The 19,029-nt window shown below is 54.2% G+C and carries 16 protein-coding genes and 6 tRNA genes; 10 read left to right on the top strand and 12 right to left on the bottom strand.

Annotated features, from left to right (window positions below):
- Positions 1-46 precede the first annotated feature (46 nt).
- Both ligA and ACOTX7_RS00910 read left to right on the top strand, forming a co-directional pair.
- Entirely contained in the window at positions 47-2,062 is a 2,016-nt protein-coding gene (gene ligA / locus ACOTX7_RS00915; RefSeq protein WP_006811449.1) for an NAD-dependent DNA ligase LigA, read from the top strand.
- A 1-nt stretch (position 2,063) separates the two neighbouring features.
- Positions 2,064-2,279 (top strand): DUF3820 family protein, encoded by a 216-nt coding sequence (locus ACOTX7_RS00910; protein WP_003861328.1) that lies wholly within the window; start codon positions 2,064-2,066, stop codon positions 2,277-2,279.
- On the opposite strand, the gene ACOTX7_RS00905 is transcribed toward ACOTX7_RS00910, so the two are convergent.
- On the bottom strand, positions 2,276-3,271 hold the full coding sequence (locus ACOTX7_RS00905) for a bile acid:sodium symporter family protein (protein WP_006811448.1): 996 nt from the start codon (positions 3,269-3,271) through the stop codon (positions 2,276-2,278). The two genes, ACOTX7_RS00910 and ACOTX7_RS00905, sit on opposite strands and share 4 nt — an antisense overlap.
- 89 nt (positions 3,272-3,360) lie before the next feature.
- Here ACOTX7_RS00905 and ACOTX7_RS00900 point away from each other — a divergent pair, with 89 nt between their 5' ends.
- On the top strand, positions 3,361-4,302 hold the full coding sequence (locus tag ACOTX7_RS00900) for a LysR family transcriptional regulator (protein ID WP_221256298.1): 942 nt from the start codon (positions 3,361-3,363) through the stop codon (positions 4,300-4,302).
- Here ACOTX7_RS00900 and ACOTX7_RS00895 read toward each other — a convergent pair.
- From ACOTX7_RS00895 to ACOTX7_RS00875, 5 genes are all read right to left on the bottom strand, one after another.
- Positions 4,293-4,634 carry a FlxA-like family protein gene (locus ACOTX7_RS00895; protein WP_047353640.1) on the bottom strand — a complete coding sequence of 114 codons (342 nt, stop codon included), beginning with the start codon at positions 4,632-4,634 and terminating at the stop codon, positions 4,293-4,295. The two genes, ACOTX7_RS00900 and ACOTX7_RS00895, sit on opposite strands and share 10 nt — an antisense overlap.
- Positions 4,635-4,772: 138 nt before the next feature.
- Positions 4,773-4,848, bottom strand: a tRNA-Lys gene (locus tag ACOTX7_RS00890).
- Positions 4,849-4,852: 4 nt separating this feature from the next.
- Positions 4,853-4,928, bottom strand: a tRNA-Val gene (locus ACOTX7_RS00885).
- 30 nt (positions 4,929-4,958) lie between these two features.
- A tRNA-Val gene (locus ACOTX7_RS00880) sits at positions 4,959-5,034 on the bottom strand.
- 41 nt (positions 5,035-5,075) lie between these two features.
- Positions 5,076-5,151 (bottom strand) — tRNA-Val (locus tag ACOTX7_RS00875).
- A gap of 258 nt (positions 5,152-5,409) precedes the next feature.
- Here ACOTX7_RS00875 and gltX point away from each other — a divergent pair.
- Positions 5,410-6,825 (top strand): glutamate--tRNA ligase, encoded by a 1,416-nt coding sequence (gene gltX, locus ACOTX7_RS00870; protein ID WP_006811444.1) that lies wholly within the window; start codon positions 5,410-5,412, stop codon positions 6,823-6,825.
- A gap of 51 nt (positions 6,826-6,876) precedes the next feature.
- On the opposite strand, the gene ACOTX7_RS00865 is transcribed toward gltX, so the two are convergent.
- Both ACOTX7_RS00865 and ACOTX7_RS00860 read right to left on the bottom strand, forming a co-directional pair.
- Positions 6,877-7,263, bottom strand: a complete 387-nt coding sequence (locus ACOTX7_RS00865; protein WP_205922558.1) for a YfeC-like transcriptional regulator — start codon at positions 7,261-7,263, stop codon at positions 6,877-6,879.
- A 1-nt stretch (position 7,264) separates the two neighbouring features.
- The gene (locus ACOTX7_RS00860; protein ID WP_006811442.1) at positions 7,265-7,627 is read right to left on the bottom strand and encodes a YfeC-like transcriptional regulator; all 363 of its coding nucleotides are present in this window, start codon (positions 7,625-7,627) and stop codon (positions 7,265-7,267) included.
- A 217-nt stretch (positions 7,628-7,844) separates the two neighbouring features.
- Here ACOTX7_RS00860 and ACOTX7_RS00855 point away from each other — a divergent pair.
- The 3 genes from ACOTX7_RS00855 to ACOTX7_RS00845 all read left to right on the top strand — a co-directional run bounded on the left by ACOTX7_RS00855 (position 7,845) and on the right by ACOTX7_RS00845 (position 10,438).
- Positions 7,845-7,920 (top strand) — tRNA-Ala (locus ACOTX7_RS00855).
- A 40-nt stretch (positions 7,921-7,960) separates the two neighbouring features.
- Positions 7,961-8,036: transfer RNA gene (locus ACOTX7_RS00850), tRNA-Ala, on the top strand.
- Between the two features lie 248 nt (positions 8,037-8,284).
- Complete coding sequence (locus ACOTX7_RS00845; RefSeq protein WP_221812874.1) at positions 8,285-10,438, top strand: sensor domain-containing phosphodiesterase; 2,154 nt, start codon at positions 8,285-8,287, stop codon at positions 10,436-10,438.
- A gap of 45 nt (positions 10,439-10,483) precedes the next feature.
- Here ACOTX7_RS00845 and nupC read toward each other — a convergent pair whose 3' ends face one another.
- Positions 10,484-11,671, bottom strand: a complete 1,188-nt coding sequence (gene nupC, locus ACOTX7_RS00840; protein ID WP_221256296.1) for a NupC/NupG family nucleoside CNT transporter — start codon at positions 11,669-11,671, stop codon at positions 10,484-10,486.
- Positions 11,672-12,016: 345 nt separating this feature from the next.
- Between nupC and ACOTX7_RS00835 the strand changes: the two genes are divergently transcribed.
- The gene (locus ACOTX7_RS00835) at positions 12,017-13,255 is read left to right on the top strand and encodes an Nramp family divalent metal transporter (RefSeq protein WP_071850058.1); all 1,239 of its coding nucleotides are present in this window, start codon (positions 12,017-12,019) and stop codon (positions 13,253-13,255) included.
- A gap of 36 nt (positions 13,256-13,291) precedes the next feature.
- Here the strand turns inward: ACOTX7_RS00835 and ACOTX7_RS00830 are convergent, their stop codons facing one another.
- On the bottom strand, positions 13,292-13,639 hold the full coding sequence (locus ACOTX7_RS00830; protein WP_006811438.1) for a DUF2502 domain-containing protein: 348 nt from the start codon (positions 13,637-13,639) through the stop codon (positions 13,292-13,294).
- A gap of 126 nt (positions 13,640-13,765) precedes the next feature.
- Positions 13,766-14,764 carry an L-glyceraldehyde 3-phosphate reductase gene (gene mgrA / locus ACOTX7_RS00825; RefSeq protein WP_221256294.1) on the bottom strand — a complete coding sequence of 333 codons (999 nt, stop codon included), beginning with the start codon at positions 14,762-14,764 and terminating at the stop codon, positions 13,766-13,768.
- A 186-nt stretch (positions 14,765-14,950) separates the two neighbouring features.
- On the opposite strand from mgrA, the gene ipdC reads away from it, so the two are divergent.
- Entirely contained in the window at positions 14,951-16,609 is a 1,659-nt protein-coding gene (gene ipdC, locus ACOTX7_RS00820) for an indolepyruvate decarboxylase (RefSeq protein WP_221812878.1), read from the top strand.
- Here the strand turns inward: ipdC and ACOTX7_RS00815 are convergent, their stop codons facing one another.
- A complete protein-coding gene (locus tag ACOTX7_RS00815; RefSeq protein WP_032673982.1) occupies positions 16,610-17,845 on the bottom strand; it encodes an ion channel protein in 1,236 nt (411 codons plus the stop codon).
- Positions 17,846-18,050: 205 nt separating this feature from the next.
- On the opposite strand from ACOTX7_RS00815, the gene glk reads away from it, so the two are divergent.
- Entirely contained in the window at positions 18,051-19,016 is a 966-nt protein-coding gene (glk, locus tag ACOTX7_RS00810; protein ID WP_039274211.1) for a glucokinase, read from the top strand.
- Positions 19,017-19,029: the final 13 nt, after the last annotated feature.

Below are 19,029 nucleotides of genomic sequence, written 5' to 3'. Positions count from 1 at the left end.
TCCTCAACCCCCGCCTGTCGGGGGTTTTTCTCATTGATGGTGCGATATGGACTCAATCGAACAACAACTTACTGAACTGCGAACCACGCTTCGCCATCATGAATATCTCTATCATGTTATGGATGCACCGGAAGTGCCGGATGCGGAATATGACCGCCTGATGCGTGAACTGCGCGAGCTGGAAGCGCAGCACCCCGAACTGATTACGCCCGATTCCCCAACGCAGCGCGTCGGCGCGGAACCGCTGGGCGCTTTCAGCCAGGTGCGCCACGAAGTGCCGATGCTGTCGCTGGATAACGTGTTTGATGAAGAGAGTTTTCTGGCTTTCAACAAGCGTGTACAGGATCGCCTGAAGAGTGTCGACAACCTGAGCTGGTGCTGCGAGCTAAAGCTGGATGGTCTGGCCGTTAGTATTCTTTACGAGAACGGTGTGATGGTGCGTGCCGCAACGCGCGGCGACGGCACTACCGGGGAAGATATCACCACCAACGTGCGTACCATTCGTGCGATCCCGCTGAAACTGCGTGGCGATAATATTCCTGCCCGGCTGGAAGTGCGCGGGGAAGTGTTCCTTCCGCAGGCGGGCTTTGAGAAGATCAACGAAGAAGCGCGTCGTACCGGCGGAAAAGTATTTGCTAACCCGCGTAACGCGGCGGCAGGTTCACTGCGCCAGCTCGATCCGCGTATCACCGCGAAGCGACCACTTACTTTCTTCTGCTACGGCGTCGGGATCCTGGAAGGCGGTGACCTGCCTGACACCCACCTGGGTCGTTTATTGCAGTTCAAAGAGTGGGGGTTGCCGGTAAGCAATCGCGTGCAGCTTTGCGACTCTCCGGAGGCGGTGTTGGCGTTCTATCACAAGGTTGAAGAAGATCGTCCTACGCTCGGGTTTGATATTGATGGCGTGGTGATCAAGGTCAACTCCCTGGCATTGCAGGAACAGTTGGGTTTTGTGGCCCGTGCGCCACGCTGGGCGGTTGCCTTTAAGTTCCCGGCGCAGGAGCAGATGACCTTCGTTCGCGACGTGGAGTTTCAGGTAGGACGTACGGGGGCGATTACGCCAGTGGCACGTCTGGAACCAGTGCAGGTGGCTGGCGTGCTGGTAAGTAACGCCACGCTGCATAACGCCGATGAAATTGCGCGTCTGGGTCTGCGCATTGGTGACAAAGTGGTGATTCGCCGTGCGGGGGATGTGATCCCGCAGGTGGTTAACGTTGTGGAATCAGAGCGTCCTGCCGATACCCGCGCCATCGAGTTTCCAGCCCATTGTCCGGTATGTGGTTCGGACGTTGAGCGCGTGGAAGGTGAAGCGGTAACGCGCTGTACGGGCGGCTTAATCTGTGGTGCGCAGCGTAAAGAATCCCTGAAGCACTTTGTCTCCCGCCGGGCGATGGATGTCGACGGAATGGGTGACAAGATAATCGACCAGTTGGTTGAGAAAGAGTACGTTCATACGCCAGCGGACCTCTTTACCCTGACGGCAGGTAAGCTAACCGGGCTTGATCGTATGGGTCCGAAATCTGCCCAGAACATCGTCAACGCGCTCGAGGCGGCCAAAAACACCACCTTTGCCCGTTTCCTTTACGCGCTCGGCATTCGTGAAGTCGGCGAGGCGACGGCGGCCGGGCTGGCGGCCTATTTCGGCACGCTGGACGCGCTGGAGAAAGCCACCATCGACGAGCTACAGAAAGTCCCTGATGTCGGCATTGTGGTCGCCACCCATGTCTATAACTTCTTCGCCGAAGAGAGCAACCGTGAAGTGATCGGCAAATTACTGGAGCAGGGGATTCACTGGCCTGCGCCGGTGGTGGTTAATGCCGAAGAGATCGACAGCCCGTTTGCCGGTAAAACGGTGGTGCTGACCGGCAGCCTGAGCCAGCTCTCGCGCGATGACGCGAAAGCACGCCTGGTGGCGCTGGGGGCAAAAGTGGCGGGCAGCGTATCGAAGAAAACCGACCTGGTGATTGCCGGGGAAGCGGCTGGTTCGAAGCTGGCAAAAGCGCAGGAGCTTGGCATCGAGGTGATCGACGAAGCGGAAATGATGCGCCTGTTAGGAGAGTAACGTGGAAAAAGAGCAGCTCGTTGAGATCGCCAATACGGAGATGCCGTTCGGTAAATATAAGGGCCGCAGGCTTATTGATTTACCCGAGGAGTATCTGCTGTGGTTTGCTCGTAAGGACGAGTTCCCCGCCGGGCGTCTGGGCGAGCTGATGGCAATCACGTTACTGATCAAAACTGAGGGGCTGACCCAGCTGGTGCAGCCCCTGAAACGCCCTTAAACTTTTGCGGCGCGGGTCTCTTCCTGCGCCAGCTTTTCAGTCTGCGCCTTGTAACGCCGCGCCAGTACCGCACACACCATCAGCTGGATCTGATGGAAAATCATTAACGGCAACACCATCATTCCAATTATGGACGTCGGGAACAGAATATTGGCCATTGGGATCCCGTTGGCGAGGCTCTTTTTCGAACCGCAAAATACAATGGTGATTTCATCGGCCTTATTGAACCCGCATTTGCGGGCCACAAAAACGTTAACCGCGATGACAATGGCCAGCAGAACGATGCTCACCACCACAATAAACAGCAGCGATCCTGCGCCCACCCTGTGCCAGATGCCGTTCACCACGGCTTCGCTGAAGGCCGTATAAACCACCAGCAGAATTGAGCTTTGATCCGTTTTCCCGATCCATTTTTTATGTTTCGCCACAAACGCCCCAGTCCAGGGACGGGATAAGTGTCCGAGCACAAACGGCAGCAGCAGTTGCAGACAAATTTTACCTACCTGCTCCAGATTACCTTCTGCACCGTGCATGTTCATCAGCAGACCGACCAGCAGCGGTGAAACAAAGATCCCCAGCAGGCTGGAAGCGGAAGCAGAACAGACCGCCGCCGCGACGTTACCGCCCGCCAGTGAGGTAAAGGCAATAGCGGACTGCACGGTGGCTGGCAAAATGCACAGATAAAGGAAACCGGTATACAGCGCCGGATCGACATTCACCGGTGCCCACCAGGCAAACAGCACCCCCAGGACCGGGAAGAGGATGAAGGTACTGCACATGACCCACAGGTGGAGACGCCAGTGGCTGCCGCCTGCAATAATGGCTTCACGGGAGAGTTTGGCACCGTGCATAAAAAACAGCAGGGCGATGGCGGCCGTTGTCAGCCCTTCAATAACCGGAACGAAACCGCCCCGCGCCGGGAAGAACGAGGCCAGCAAGACGACACCAATCAGGGTCAGCGTAAACGGATCAAGGATACGAAAAAGTTTCATAATCACTCCTGAAAACAGATGCCGCTATTGTGCTGTCTTCCCTTTGAGAAATAAAATTGATTTATTGCATCCATTCATGAATTTAACAGATGAATTATTCCTTACGTCAGCTTCGCGTTTTTGTCACCGTCGCGCAGGCCCGCAGCTTTAGCCGGGCAGGGGAGATGATTGGCCTCAGCCAGTCGGCCGTCAGTCACAGCGTTAAAGAGCTGGAAACCCAAACCGGCGTGAGGCTGCTCGACCGCACGACGCGGGAAGTGGTACTCACCGAAGCGGGACAGCAGCTGGCAACGCGTCTGGAGAGGCTGCTGGATGAACTGAACAGTACGTTGAGGGATGTGGGACGGCTCGGGCAACAGCTTTCCGGCACCGTGAGAGTGGCGGCGAGCCAGACGATTTCGGCGCATCTTATTCCCCAGTGCATCGCAGAAAGTAACCACCGCTATCCGGATATCGATTTTGTTTTACACGACAGGCCGCAGCAGTGGGTACTGGAGAGCATTCGTCAGGGGGACGTGGATTTCGGGATTGTTATTGATCCCGGCGCGGTAAGCGACCTGGAATGTGAAGTGGTGCTCTCGGAGCCCTTTTTGTTGCTCTGCCGCGATGATGATCCTCTGGCATCGCTGCCACAGGTGACCTGGCAAGCCTTGCAGGGGGCAAACCTGGTGCTACAGGATTATGCATCTGGCAGCCGCCCGCTGATAGATGCCGCACTGGTCGCTCAGGGCGTTAAGGCAACCATTGTGCAGGAGATTGGGCATCCTGCCACGCTTTTCCCCATGGTCGAGGCAGGGATTGGGATCAGCGTGCTGCCGGCGCTGGCGCTGCCACTCCCACAGGGGAGTCGTTTAACGGTGAAGCGTTTCGTGCCCTGTGTCGAACGTCAGCTGATGCTGGTACGCCGTAAAAACAGGTCTCTTTCTGGAGCAGCGCATGCCTGCTGGGATGTGGTGCGTATGCAGGCCAGATGTTTGATGGAGGCCCGCACACGCGATCCACTCTTTAACGAAACCAATAATCAGATGTAGATATCAATCTGATGTTCCGCGGAGGGCTTATTAACGCCTTCCGCGACTGCCTGACCATTTTCCTGTTTTGGCATCGCCTCTTCGGCCTGCTGACGCTGCAACTGCGCCAGCTGTGCCTGCAACATAGCCAGCTGGGATTCGAGTAATTCTTGCTGCTTTTGTTTTTCTTCTGCTGAGGCATCACCCATGGCGACTTCTTTGAGTTGCTGAGTGACTTTCGTTATTTGTTTGGTCAGCCGGTTGATCTGAGAGGCAATGTCGTTTCCGCCGGAGCTGTTATCTACGCTGCCGATTTCCATCGCCGACAGAGAAACGGGCTTAAGTGTTGTCATTTTGAGATCCTTTTCGCCATAAAATAGGGGTATCGGCAAAAAAGGCGTGAGCTTGAGTAAAACAAGCGATGTGGCTGCAAGGGGAATTTACTGTATCGCAGATAGCAAAAAAAGCGCCTTTAGGGCGCTTTTTTACATTGGTGGGTCGTGCAGGATTCGAACCTGCGACCAATTGATTAAAAGTCAACTGCTCTACCAACTGAGCTAACGACCCGAAATGGTGGGCGATGACGGGCTCGAACCGCCGACCCCCTCCGTGTAAAGGAGATGCTCTACCAACTGAGCTAATCGCCCATTTCGGAACTGCTACGATAAGGTTGAGAATGGTGGGCGATGACGGGCTCGAACCGCCGACCCCCTCCGTGTAAAGGAGATGCTCTACCAACTGAGCTAATCGCCCAATCTCAATTCTTATCTACACTGCGGGTCTACCGAAGTAGATGGTGGGTGATGACGGGCTCGAACCGCCGACCCCCTCCGTGTAAAGGAGATGCTCTACCAACTGAGCTAATCACCCCCGCTGTGTGGAGTCGCATTATAGGGAGAGTTGAAAATGAGTCAACGCATTTTCTAAAGTTTTTATTCGTTCGTCGTAAAATTAGTCAAAACGATCGCAAAACGGACTGTGGCGCATGATTTCTAAACAAAAACAGCAATCTCGAACCGGATAAAGTGATCGACATTGAGGAATCGGCCCACAGTGATAGAATATTGCCCATTGTTTTCTTCCCAGGATTTGCCGATTACCGGCATCTATATAACGTAAGGCCATTTCATGAAAATCAAAACTCGCTTCGCGCCGAGCCCGACAGGCTACCTGCATGTCGGTGGTGCACGTACCGCTCTCTATTCCTGGCTTTTCGCACGCCACAACAAAGGTGAGTTTGTGCTGCGTATAGAAGACACCGATCTGGAGCGCTCAACGCCGGAAGCAATTGAAGCCATTATGGATGGGATGAACTGGCTGAATCTGGCGTGGGACGAAGGCCCCTACTTCCAGACCAAACGTTTTGACCGCTATAACGCCGTCATTGACGAGATGCTGGTCGCAGGCACGGCCTATAAGTGCTACTGCTCCAGGGAGCGTCTGGATGCGCTGCGCGAAGAGCAAATGGCAAAAGGCGAAAAACCGCGTTATGACGGTCGTTGCCGCCATGACCACAGCGAGCATGCTGCTGATGAGCCTTGCGTAGTGCGTTTTGCTAACCCGCAGGATGGCTCTGTTATCTTTGATGATCAGATCCGTGGCCCGATCGAATTCAGCAACCAGGAGCTGGATGACCTCATCATTCGTCGTACTGACGGATCGCCAACCTATAACTTCTGCGTGGTTGTAGACGACTGGGATATGGAAATCACTCACGTGATCCGTGGTGAAGACCATATCAATAACACCCCGCGTCAGATCAACATTCTGAAAGCGCTGAACGCGCCGGTACCGGTGTATGCGCACGTATCGATGATCAACGGTGACGACGGTAAAAAGCTGTCCAAACGTCATGGCGCGGTGAGCGTAATGCAGTACCGTGACGATGGCTATCTGCCGGAAGCGCTGCTGAACTACCTGGTGCGTCTGGGCTGGGCTCACGGTGACCAGGAGATCTTCAGCCGCGAAGAGATGATCGAGCTGTTCTCTCTGAACTCAGTGAGCAAATCCGCCAGCGCGTTCAACACTGACAAACTGCTGTGGCTGAACCATCACTACATCAATACCATGCAGCCAGAATATGTGGCGACTTATCTGCAATGGCACATTGAGCAGGCAAACATTGATACCCGTACGGGCCCGGAACTGGCAGATCTGGTGAAGCTGCTTGGCGAGCGTTGCAAAACGCTGAAAGAGATCGCCGAGAGCTGCCGCTACTTCTATGAAGAGTTTGACGCGTTCGATGCCGACGCGGCCAAGAAACACCTGCGTCCGGTTGCGCGTCAGCCGCTGGAAGTGGTGCGCGACAAACTTGACGCTATTACCGAATGGACGGCGGAAAATGTTCACCACGCGATTCAGGCTACTGCTGATGAGCTGGAAATTGGCATGGGTAAAGTCGGTATGCCGCTGCGCGTTGCGGTGACGGGTGCAGGCCAGTCACCGGCGCTGGACGTGACCGTTCATGCAATCGGCAAATCACGTAGCGTTGCGCGAATCAACAAGGCGCTGGGATTTATTGCTGAGCGCGAAAGCCAGCAGTAATGCTCGTGTAATATAAAAAACGGCAGGGTGACCTGCCGTTTTTTATGCCTGTTATTCAGCAATACCGAGACGCGTGAGAAAACCCTGCAAACCTTCACGAGCGAGCAATGTGCGCAAACGTTCCTGTTCGACAGTCGTCATGTTTTCAAGTGAGTCAATAATTTGTGGGAGCAGGCTGGATGAGGTTGCCACGCCGTAGTGGGAGGGGCTTTCCGCAACATGGTAAACAGCCCGACGGTTACGAATGGCGGGGAGACTTATGATGTGTTCCTTAACGTGCGCATCAATACATATCACCCTCGCTCTTCCGCCTTTTACGCCATTAATACCCTCCGTTTTCCATCCTTTTTGTCGTATCCAGCGATTAACGGTTTGTCGGGCTACACCCAGACTGTCCGCCAGCTCTTCCGTGGTCATTTTACTGCGTAATCTTTTCATATCAGCGTTGGTCGCGAATCCCTAAACGTTGTAACAAACCGGTAATCCCTTCCCGCAGTAACAGCGAAGTCATCTGCTTTTGCTCTTCCGGCGTCATTTCATTCGCCAGCGTCAGGAGCAGGGCGTGAAGTGAACCTTCCTGGTATGCCTTATCTGGCATTTCCGGCGACTCTGTTGCCCTGCGTGCGCTGCGAATAAAGTCGCGCACTTTTTCATTGACGTGTACCAGACGCGCCTTGCCACCCTGAACGCCTGGTTTTGGCGATGTAATCCAACCCTCTTTACGTACCCATTTATTGATGGTCTGTCGGCTATAGCCAGTCAGCAGGGCTAACTCCTCTGGCGTCATTCGTTCCTTGATCATACAATTTCCTGAATATCTGTGGGGTTAATTAGTGGTTCATTTTATAGCACCGTTTTACGTGAAAACGTGACAAGCTTAACTCCTGGCTGCGAGCAGGCTCGCAAAGTGATTCATTTGCATGAATTTTCGGCGGTTGAAAGGGGGAGGCTGAATTTGCCGTTGACACTTTGCGGCGGAATTCATATTATGCCGCCCGTCAACATGACAGCTTTACGACGGGGCTATAGCTCAGCTGGGAGAGCGCCTGCATGGCATGCAGGAGGTCAGCGGTTCGATCCCGCTTAGCTCCACCAAACTCTGAACCCAACAGAGTGCGGTAGTAAAGTAACATGTGGGGCTATAGCTCAGCTGGGAGAGCGCTTGCATGGCATGCAAGAGGTCAGCGGTTCGATCCCGCTTAGCTCCACCAAAATTTAAACCCTCGTCGCAAGACGGGGGTTTTTTTATATCTTGTAAAGTATTTAGACTGTTTTTGTTGCAATTAACGTCGTTTTCTACACCTCACCTCAATCCAAATCAATAAATAAGTCTATAAATAGACCTGAACTTGATTCGAGTAATTAATAAACCTATTATCCATCCGGTCAATGAGACGATGGTAAAATAGATTAACTGGATTAATGAATAGAAAAACTTTACAATAATGTAAAAATATTTATGATTGCCCTGGCACTCAGCCTGATTGCAATACCTTTTTCTCGTTATATCTATCCACGTGCCATCGTCAGCGAAAATGATGTTTATTTAGCGTGGTTGCCCTTAAGTGCCATGCTCGCCATCGTGTTGTTATTTGGACGGCAGGCAATCATTCCTTTGCTGTTAGCATTTAGCGTTACTAATATTTATAATCTTGATTTAGCACCGCTACAATCCGTCGTGTTATTATGCTGTCAGACGTTTACCGTCTTCGCCGCCTGTGGCGTCATGCGTCTGGTGCTGGGCAAGCGCTGGCGGCACAGCATACCGAATAAGTACATTGGCATCCGTATTTTCTGGCTCGGATTTATGGTGCCTGTGGGCATCAAATTATCGATGTATCTGGCGGGATATTTATTTGATTTCCCGGTGACAATCTCCTCCTATTTCGGCGAAGGCTCTGCAATTTATAACGTTATCGATATTCAGAGTCTGATTTGTGCCGCCCTGATTTTCACCATGATGTTCTATTACCCGTTAAGAATGATGATTAATCCTCGCTATGCCCGAACATTCTGGCGGCGAAGCGTGAAGCCCCTCTTTTGTAAGAAAAAAGCGTTATTTATCGTTGTATGGCTGATGCTGTTGGTCTCGATGATCGCTATTCTATGCGCGCCTTTTGAGTCGCAGTTTATTGCCGGTTATTTGATGCCGATCGTTTTTATTCTTTTTACCCTGGGTATTGGTCGTCTGAGCTATGCGCTCATCTCTTTATTCTGGGCGGCGTCGGCGCTCATGCTGTTGACCTATAATTATAATTTTCTCAATGGCGTTGAATCGGGCCATTCGCTCTCCTTTATTCTGTCGGTACTCATCTCTTTCGCCATCTGCCTGCTTTACATGTCGCGGATCTACCAGAAGAGTGAATGGCTGAAACAGGGGTGGCAGGAGAGGACGCTCACCGATCCGCTCACCGGTCTGCCTAACATTCGTGCGCTGGAAGTGTTTCTACAGCACCATCCTGAGGCCAAAGTGTGCTGCCTGCGCCTGGACAATCTGGAATTTCTGAGCCGCCACTACGGCATCCTCATGCGTGTGCACTGTAAAAAGATGATCACCGCGTCGCTGCAACCGTTATTGCAAAAAGACGAGAAGCTCTTCCAGCTGCCAGGCAGTGAGCTGGTGGTGGTCCTGCTGGGGCCGGGCACGGCTGAGCGTTTGCAATATATGGTTGACCATCTGAACAGCCGTAAGATTATCTGGAACAAGACTGAGCTCGACATTGAGTTTGGTGCCTCCTGGGGGGAAGTGCCGGATGGAGAAAGCCTGCATCACACGCTGGGTCAGTTGAGCTGGCTGTCCGAGCAGTCCTGTGCCGGGCATAACGTCCTGGCGTTAACCAACAGTCTGGATGATGTCTCCGGTCAGACGACGGACAGGGTGCTGATGCTGGCCCGCATAAAACGCGCCCTTGATATCGGAGGGCTTCACCTTTACGCCCAGCCAATCCATAACGCGCGCGGAGAAGGGTACTTTGAAATCCTTTCAAGGCTGGAAAGCGATGGCGAAATCATCACGCCTGACCGCTTTATTCCGCTGATTGCTCAGTTCAACCTGAGCCACCGATTTGACCTGAACGTGGTGGAAAAATTGCTGATGTGGATGCGCAGCCATCCGTCCGAACGTGCCGGAACGCGGTTCTCGGTGAATCTGATGCCGCTGACGCTGATGCAAAATGAGATCGCAACTGAAATCATCGCGCTTTTTGAACGTTACGCCGTTGCACCGGAGGATATCGTCATTGAGATCACCGAGGAACAGGCTTTCTCTGACTCGGGAAGCAGCATCAACAATATCCAGCAGCTACGGGATTACGGCTTCCGCATTGCTATCGATGACTTTGGTACTGGCTATGCCAACTTTGAGCGCCTGAAGCGGCTGGAAGCCGATATCATTAAGATTGATGGCTGCTTCGTGAAAGATATCTGCACCGACAGCATGGATGCGATGATCGTCCAGTCCATTTGCAACATGGCCAAAACGAAATCGCTTTGTGTGGTGGCTGAATATGTGGAATCGACTGAACAACGCGAGATGTTGCTGCGATTCGGCGTGGATTATTTGCAGGGCTATTTGATTGGCAAACCACTGCCCCTGACGGCGCTGGAGACATAAAAAAACCGGGAGCGATGACTCCCGGTTTTTATTGCGCGGTATGAATTACAGAACCAGTGCTGCGATAGAGGCAGACAGGACGCTCACCAGCGTTGAACCGTAAACCAGCTTCAGGCCAAAGCGAGAAACGACGTTTCCTTGCTCTTCGTTCAGGCCTTTAATCGCGCCAGCGATAATACCGATGGAAGAGAAGTTCGCGAAGGAGACCAGGAAGACGGACAGGATCCCTTCCGCACGCGGGGAGAGTGTGCTGGCAACCTTCTGGAGATCCATCATCGCCACGAACTCATTGGAAACCAGTTTCGTAGCCATGATACTGCCCACCTGCAACGCTTCGTGAGCGGGCACACCCATCACCCAGGCAATCGGGTAGAAGATGTAGCCGAGGATCCCCTGGAAGGAGATACCGAGTACGGCGGCAAACAGGGCGTTCAGCGCAGCGATCAGCGCGATAAAGCCAATCAGCATCGCCGCCACGATAATCGCAACCTTGAAACCCGCCAGAATGTATTCACCCAGCATTTCGAAGAAGCTCTGTCCTTCATGCAGGTTTGACATCTGAATGTTCTCTTCGCTGGCATCAACACGGTATGGGTTAATCAGCGAAAGCACGATAAAGGTGCTGAACATGTTCAGAACCAGCGCCGCAACCACATATTTTGGTTCCAGCATGGTCATATACGCGCCCACGATAGACATGGAAACGGTAGACATTGCGGTCGCCGCCATGGTGTACATGCGGTTACGGGACATTTTGCCGAGGATATCTTTATACGCAATGAAGTTCTCAGACTGACCCAGGATCAGCGAGCTGACTGCGTTAAAGGATTCCAGCTTGCCCATGCCGTTAACTTTCGATAACAGGAAGCCGATTGCACGGATAACCACCGGCAGAACGCGGATGTGCTGGAGGATACCGATCAGGGCAGAGATGAAGACGATAGGGCAGAGTACCTTCAGGAAGAAGAAGGCCAGACCCTGATCGTTCATGCTGCCAAAGACGAAGTTTGTCCCTTCGTTGGCAAATCCGAGCAGTTTTTCGAACATTTCGGAAAAGCCTTTCACGAAGCCGAGGCCTACGTTGGAGTTCAGGAAGAACCACGCAAGTAAAACTTCAATGACCAGCAGTTGGACAACATAGCGAATACGAATTTTTTTGCGGTCTGTGCTGACCAGCAATGCAAGTGCAGTAACGACAACGAGTGCCAGGACAAAATGAAGGACGCGGTCCATATTTGCTCCAAATATGAGGCAGGTTTAATTTCCGTGCACATTCTATGTAACAAGCACAAAGAAAACGAGATCAAGCCCACACTATAGTTACATCCTGTGACGAGTCTCAAAAATAGTGATCAACAATACATTTTTGTTATGTTAGGTAAATGAGTGAAAAGTTAAGTTTGTGTGCTACGCTTCACAAATGTCTGCGCATTTTCACATTCTGTGACCTTGCTCCACCTGCCTGTCTATCGTTCCTGACTATCAGAGAAATCATGTTAACCGTCACAAATGAACTTGATAATCATTCTCATTTTGATAGCATGAAACATAGCAAAGGCTATATTTCCAGAGGCAGAAATGACGAATAGTCGCGTAGAGAGTAGCAGCGGCAGAGCGGCACGCAAGCTGCGGTTCGCATTAATGGGACCTGCATTCATTGCCGCGATTGGCTACATCGATCCGGGTAATTTTGCGACCAATATTCAGGCCGGGGCCAGTTTCGGCTATAAACTGCTGTGGGTTGTGGTTTGGGCCAATCTGATGGCGATGCTGATTCAGATGCTCTCCGCGAAACTCGGTATTGCCACCGGGAAAAACCTGGCGGAGCAAATCCGCGATCACTATCCACGACCGGCAGTTTGGTTTTACTGGGTTCAGGCGGAAATTATCGCCATGGCCACCGATCTCGCCGAATTTATCGGGGCGGCGATCGGCTTTAAGCTTATTCTGGGCGTCTCTCTGCTTCAGGGAGCCGTACTGACCGGGATCGCTACTTTCCTTATTCTGATGCTCCAGCGGCGGGGACAAAAACCGCTGGAGAAAGTCATCGGCGGCCTGCTGCTGTTCGTCGCCGCCGCCTATATCGTTGAACTGGTTTTCTCCCAGCCGAATCTGGTGCAGCTGACGAAAGGGATGGTGATCCCTTCGTTACCGACCTCTGAAGCCGTATTTCTGGCCGCCGGGGTGCTGGGGGCGACTATCATGCCGCACGTGATTTATCTGCACTCTTCGTTAACTCAGAATCTGCATGGCGGGACAAGCAAAGAGCGCTACTCCGCCTCGAAATGGGATGTGGCTATCGCGATGACCATTGCCGGATTTGTGAATCTGGCGATGATGGCGACCGCCGCCGCCGCGTTCCACTTTAACGGGCATACCGGGGTTGCCGATCTCGACCAGGCTTACCTGACGCTGGAGCCGCTGCTGAGCCATGCCGCTGCCACTATTTTTGGTTTAAGCCTGGTTGCTGCGGGTCTTTCATCTACGGTTGTGGGGACGCTGGCTGGGCAGGTAGTGATGCAGGGGTTCGTACGTTTCCATATTCCACTGTGGGTTCGCCGCTCGGTCACGATGCTGCCTTCCTTTATTGTGATTCTGATGGGGCTGGATCCGACCCGCATTCTGGTGATGAGTCAGGTGCTGCTGAGCTTCGGCATTGCGCTGGCGCTGGTGCCGCTGCTGATATTCACCAGCAACAAATCGCTGATGGGCGATCTGGTGAATTCGACGTGGGTGAAACGCGTCGGGTGGGCCATTGTGATGGTGGTGGTGGCGCTGAACCTGTGGCTGTTGGTTGGCACCGTTGCAGGACAATAAAAAAGGAGCCTCGCGGCTCCTTTGTGGTATTCATTATTAATGTCGGCCATGCCCGTGGCCGCCGCGGCCTTTGCCGTGGCCCCAGCCGCCGCGACGGTCATCGCGGTCATTCCAGCCTTCACGGTAGCCGCGTTCATACGCGTTGTTTTTATACCACCCGCGATGCAGACCATTATCATGCCTGCGCCAGCGGTCGCCACGCCATTCATAATGACGATGCCAGTAATCACGGTCGCGCCAGTAGCCGCCGTCCCAGTATCTGCCGTAGTCATCACGATCGCCAATTTGTAATTTAATCGATGGCAACAGGGTGATTTCGCCAGCGTTGGCGACCAGCGGGGCCGAAGCCAGTAATACCGCTGCAAGAATCAGTGACCTGAACATACTCTTCTCCTTCACGATCGGGGCCGCTGTGCGACCTGTTAACGCAATTTTACGAGTTGGTAAACATTCGTTTCATCGCCTCAACTCCTAAATCATGAAGGAGAGCACTTTTTGCTAAAAGTGACGTTAATCTGAGCTGGACAGGATCGCGTCTATCGTCTTCAGCTCTTCTGCGGAGAACCGACAATTCTCCAGCATGCCCGCAGCATCATCAATTTGCCCGCTTTTGCTGGCGCCGATGAGCACGGATGTCACCGCATCGTGGCGCAGGATCCAGGCCAGTGCCATTTGCGAAAGTTTTTGCCCCCGTTTTTCCGCCAGCGCATTCAGCTTGCGTACCTTTTCCAGCTTTTTGTCGGTGATCTGCTCCGGGTTCAGGAACTTACTGCCGCTTGCTGCGCGAGAATCCGCCGGGATGCCGTTCAGATAGCGATCGGTCAGCTGCCCACCTGCCAGCGGGGAGAAGGGGATGCATCCCACCCCTTTTTGCTGCAACACGTCCAGCAAACCCTCTTCTGGCGCACGTTCAAACATGGAGTACTTCGGCTGGTGGATCAGACATGGCGTGCCCAGATCCTCCAGTATCTCAATCGCCTGTCGTGCCACTTCAGCCGGGTAGTTGGACAGACCGATGTACAGCGCTTTACCCTGACGCACCACATGGTCAAGCGCTTTCATGGTTTCACGAAGCGGCGTTTCTGGGTCGGGACGGTGGTGATAGAAAATATCAACGTACTCCAGTCCCATACGCCTGAGGCTTTGATCCAGGCTGGAAATCAGATATTTACGCGATCCCCAGTCGCCGTAAGGCCCGTCCCACATGGTGTAGCCCGCTTTGGTAGAAATGATCAGCTCATCGCGCCAGGGCAGGAAATCCTCCTGCAAAATACGCCCGAAATTACGTTCCGCCGATCCAGGAGGCGGGCCGTAATTATTGGCAAGGTCAAAATGCGTAATACCCAAATCGAAAGCGCGCTGTAAAAGTTGACGGCTGTTTTCGAGCAGCGTCGCGTCGCCAAAATTGTGCCATAGCCCCAGCGAGATGGCGGGAAGCTTGAGTCCGCTTTGCCCACAGCGGCGGTATTGCATTGTCTGATAACGATTTTTGTCAGGCTGATAACCCATTGGCGAGACCTCTGGCGCTGGAAAGAAAACTTAGTGTATACGTTTACACTAACCTGAAGAAAATGAGCATAGCTCAGCTTTTTTCGTAAAGCATTCTTTCCAGAGCCTGATTGTCGCCAATTCTGGACACGCTTCACGCTTATTTAATACTCAGAGTGAGGTCAACGTCAGAAGGACACCTATAAAATGCGTACCCCCTATTGCGTCGCCGATTACCTGCTGGACCGACTAACAGATTGCGGTGCCGATCATCTGTTTGGCGTGCCGGGCGACTATAACCTGCAATTTCTCGATCATGTGATCGACAGCCCGGACATCTGCTGGGTGGGCTGTGCCAACGAATTAAACGCGTCTTACGCCGCTGACGGCTATGCCCGCTGTAAGGGCTTTGCCGCGCTCCTGACGACATTCGGCGTTGGGGAGCTAAGCGCCATGAACGGTGTGGCGGGCAGCTTTGCCGAACATGTCCCCGTGCTCCACATCGTGGGGGCACCGGGTATGGCGGCACAGCAACGTGGAGAGTTATTGCACCATACGTTAGGCGACGGCGAGTTCCGCCACTTCTATCATATGAGCGAACCCATCACCGTTGCACAGGCGGTGCTTACCGAACAAAACGCCTGTTATGAAATTGACAGAGTCCTGACCACCATGCTGCGGGAGCGTCGTCCGGGCTACCTGATGCTGCCCGCCGATGTGGCGAAAAAAGCCGCTACGCATCCTGTAAGCGCTCTCACTTTGCACCCCGCGCCGGCCGATTCAGCCTGCTTGCAGGCGTTCCGTGAGGCTGCCGAAAAGCGTTTGTCCATGAGCAAAAGCACTGCGCTGTTAGCGGACTTCCTCGTACTCCGCCACGGACTGCGCGCGGCCCTTCAGACGTGGGTGAAAGAGGTGCCGATGGCACACGCCACCATGCTGATGGGCAAGGGCATATTTGACGAACGACAGAGCGGTTTTTACGGCACCTATAGCGGGTCGGCGAGCGCCGCGCCGGTCAAAGAGGCCATCGAGGGGGCTGATACGGTGCTGTGCATCGGTACCCGCTTTACCGATACGCTCACTGCCGGGTTTACCCACCAGCTGACGCCAGCCCAGACGATAGAGGTTCAGCCCCACGCGTCCCGCGTCGGTGACGTCTGGTTTACGGGTATCCCGATGAGGGAGGCTATTGAAACGCTGACAGCGCTGTGTAAAACGCATGTTCGTGATACGCGCGCGCCATCGGATCACAGCGGCTTTGCCTTCCCGACTATCGAGGGGGCGCTGACCCAGGAGAGCTTCTGGCGTACCCTGCAAACGTTTATTCGCCCCGGAGACATTATTCTGGCTGACCAGGGGACGTCTGCTTTCGGCGCTATCGATCTGCGTTTACCGGCGGACGTGAACTTTATCGTCCAGCCGCTGTGGGGCTCGATTGGCTACACGCTGGCAGCGGCGTTTGGCGCACAAACGGCATGTCCGAACCGACGCGTAATTGTCCTGACGGGTGACGGTGCCGCACAGTTGACCATTCAGGAGTTGGGATCGATGCTGCGCGACAAGCAGCGCCCGATTATTCTGGTGCTTAACAACGAAGGGTATACGGTCGAAAGGGCCATTCACGGGCCGGAGCAGCGCTATAACGATATTGCCCTCTGGAACTGGACGCAGATCCCGCAGGCGCTGAGCCTGGCGCCTCAGGCAGAGTGCTGGCGGGTCAGCGAAGCGGAGGCGCTGGCGGAGGTGCTGGATAAAGTGGCACACCATGAACGGCTTTCGCTGATCGAAGTGATGCTGCCGAAAGCCGATATTCCGCCGCTGTTGAGCGCGCTGACCAAAGCGCTGGAGGCGCGCAATAACGCCTGATTACCTGTCGTTTCGCCATCCCATCAGCATCGGTTTGCCCGCCAGCAGGAGCCAGGCGGGCAACATCACGATACAGAGCAGCGGCAGAAGCGTGGTATCCGGCACCACAACGGCCGCCATAAACAGGCTCAGCCACGCATCACGCGTGACCACCAGTACCAGCCCCAGAATGGAACAGGAGACGGTAATCGCCGCAGGGACAGCATCGACATGCTCATGCAGCATCAGCCCCAGCGCGACACCAACAAACACCGCCGGGAAGATACGACCTCCCCGGAAGCCACAGGCCGAAGCGACCACCAGCGCCGCCAGTTTTACCAGCGCGAACAGCAAATAATCCGAGACGCTAAAGACCTGGCTGAAGGCCAGCTGCTGCATCTCGTCCAGACCTTTAAACAACGTAACCGTCCCGCCGATGGCGCCTAATACGCCCAGAATAAAACCGCCCATGCCCAGAATCAGCACCGGATGCTTCAGCCTGTGCATCAGGCGATGCAGACGCGGGAGACACCACACCGCAACCATCCCCAGCGCAATGGCGATCGCGACGACCACGGCACCGCTGAAAATATCGGTGAGATGCATCTGACCGTAATGGGGGATGGGCAGCGAAAAATGGGGATGGAAAAACAGGCTGGTGGTGAGAGCCCCCGCAGCGGCGGCCATCAGCGGCGCGAAAAGTTTATCCCACAGCGGCACCTCATGGTCACTGCTGAGCGTTTGCGAAAAGATGAGCGCAGCCGCGACCGGGGTGCCAAACAGCGCCCCGATGGTGCCTGCTGACGCCAGGATCGTCCAGTCCAGCGCGCCAACGCGCGGGAAAAGACGCCCCCCCAGAAATACCGCCAGCGCGATATTAACCGCCATAATGGGATGTTCAGGCCCGAGGCTTACGCCGCCCGCAAGCCCGACAATCAGCGCGATGATAAGCCCCGGCAGAGCAGAAGGAGAAACCGGCGCGCCAATCAAGGGCTCCAGCGCCGGGTCCGGCCCGGCATGGCCAGGGCTATAGCGGATCACCAGGCCGACGACAATCCCGGTCAGGGTCAGCATCATCATGATCCAGCCCGGCGAGTCAATGCTGATGCCGAGTTTTACCGGAAGCGCGGTCCATAAAATTGTTTGCAGCACCGCCGCCACTTTCATGACAACGATGAGCACCAGGCTCGACGCTACGCCAATAATCAGCGCCGGGACAGCCAATAACAGCATGGTTCTGGCTCGCGGATGGAGCATGATGATTTCCTTGTACAAAACGGCTTAACGTTACTTTGCACAATCAGCATTGTGGCAATAGTGCAAAAGGTGCTGAAACGGTAAAGTTATTATGTGACGAAGATCGATAATCCATGGGCAGTCACCTTCTGGTCGTTGTTGTTATCACGCCTTGAATTTACAGTGTCCCAAAGATTTATTCTGACTTTAGCGGAGCAGTAGAAGAATGACAAAGTATGCTTTGGTAGGTGATGTAGGCGGCACCAACGCGCGCCTTGCCCTGTGCGATGTAAACAGCGGTGAAATTTCTCAGGCGAAAACCTATTCAGGGCTGGATTACCCAAGCCTGGAAGCGGTGGTTCGCGTCTATCTGGAAGAGCATAAAGTGAGCGTGGAAGACGGTTGTATCGCCATCGCCTGTCCGATCACCGGCGACTGGGTGGCGATGACCAACCACACGTGGGCCTTCTCAATTGCCGAAATGCAGAAAAACCTCGGCTTCTCGCATCTGGAAATTATCAACGACTTCACTGCGGTTTCCATGGCTATCCCAATGCTTAAACCAGAGCATCTGATTCAGTTCGGCGGTACAGCGCCGGTTGAAGGCAAACCCATTGCCGTTTACGGTGCTGGCACCGGTCTGGGGGTGGCGCATCTGGTCCACGTCGACAGACGCTGGGTGAGCCTGCCGGGCGAGGGCGGTCACGTGGATTTTGCGCCGAACAGCGAAGAAGAAGGCATTATTCTTGAGGAGCTACGCGCCGAGATTGGACACGTGTCGGCCGAGCGCGTGCTTTCTGGCCCGGGTCTGGTGAACCTGTACCGGGCGATTGTGAAATCAGACGGTCGTCTGCCGGAAAATCTGCAACCAAAAGATGTGACCGAACGCGCGCTGGCCGACAGCTGTATTGACTGCCGCCGTGCTCTGTCGCTGTTCTGCGTCATCATGGGGCGTTTCGGTGGCAACCTGGCGCTGAATCTTGGCACCTTTGGCGGAGTCTATATTGCGGGCGGGATCGTGCCGCGCTTCCTTGATTTCTTTACCGCCTCCGGCTTCCGTGGCGGCTTCGAAGACAAAGGCCGCTTCAGGAGCTATGTCCAGGACATTCCTGTTTACCTGATTGTCCACGACAACCCAGGCTTACTGGGCTCCGGCGCGCATCTGCGTCAGGTACTGGGTCAGATCCTCTGATGCCCGTCCCCCT

The organism is Enterobacter cloacae complex sp. IR5418, from assembly GCF_049238105.1.
Classification (GTDB): domain Bacteria; phylum Pseudomonadota; class Gammaproteobacteria; order Enterobacterales; family Enterobacteriaceae; genus Enterobacter; species Enterobacter hormaechei.
Note: the sequence above shows the minus strand (reverse complement) of the source record. Positions and strands in the feature narration are given on the sequence as shown.

What these genes read in the sequence shown, in the direction of transcription:
- ligA (WP_006811449.1), top strand. Translation starts at nt 47, where the DNA reads ATGGACTCAATCGAACAACAACTTACTGAACTGCGAACCACGCTTCGC.
- ACOTX7_RS00905 (WP_006811448.1), bottom strand. Translation starts at nt 3,271, where the DNA reads ATGAAACTTTTTCGTATCCTTGATCCGTTTACGCTGACCCTGATTGGT.
- ACOTX7_RS00900 (WP_221256298.1), top strand. Translation starts at nt 3,361, where the DNA reads ATGAATTATTCCTTACGTCAGCTTCGCGTTTTTGTCACCGTCGCGCAG.
- ACOTX7_RS00895 (WP_047353640.1), bottom strand. Translation starts at nt 4,634, where the DNA reads ATGACAACACTTAAGCCCGTTTCTCTGTCGGCGATGGAAATCGGCAGC.
- gltX (WP_006811444.1), top strand. Translation starts at nt 5,410, where the DNA reads ATGAAAATCAAAACTCGCTTCGCGCCGAGCCCGACAGGCTACCTGCAT.
- ACOTX7_RS00865 (WP_205922558.1), bottom strand. Translation starts at nt 7,263, where the DNA reads ATGAAAAGATTACGCAGTAAAATGACCACGGAAGAGCTGGCGGACAGT.
- ACOTX7_RS00860 (WP_006811442.1), bottom strand. Translation starts at nt 7,627, where the DNA reads ATGATCAAGGAACGAATGACGCCAGAGGAGTTAGCCCTGCTGACTGGC.
- ACOTX7_RS00845 (WP_221812874.1), top strand. Translation starts at nt 8,285, where the DNA reads ATGATTGCCCTGGCACTCAGCCTGATTGCAATACCTTTTTCTCGTTAT.
- nupC (WP_221256296.1), bottom strand. Translation starts at nt 11,671, where the DNA reads ATGGACCGCGTCCTTCATTTTGTCCTGGCACTCGTTGTCGTTACTGCA.
- ACOTX7_RS00835 (WP_071850058.1), top strand. Translation starts at nt 12,017, where the DNA reads ATGACGAATAGTCGCGTAGAGAGTAGCAGCGGCAGAGCGGCACGCAAG.
- ACOTX7_RS00830 (WP_006811438.1), bottom strand. Translation starts at nt 13,639, where the DNA reads ATGTTCAGGTCACTGATTCTTGCAGCGGTATTACTGGCTTCGGCCCCG.
- mgrA (WP_221256294.1), bottom strand. Translation starts at nt 14,764, where the DNA reads ATGGGTTATCAGCCTGACAAAAATCGTTATCAGACAATGCAATACCGC.
- ipdC (WP_221812878.1), top strand. Translation starts at nt 14,951, where the DNA reads ATGCGTACCCCCTATTGCGTCGCCGATTACCTGCTGGACCGACTAACA.
- ACOTX7_RS00815 (WP_032673982.1), bottom strand. Translation starts at nt 17,845, where the DNA reads ATGCTCCATCCGCGAGCCAGAACCATGCTGTTATTGGCTGTCCCGGCG.
- glk (WP_039274211.1), top strand. Translation starts at nt 18,051, where the DNA reads ATGACAAAGTATGCTTTGGTAGGTGATGTAGGCGGCACCAACGCGCGC.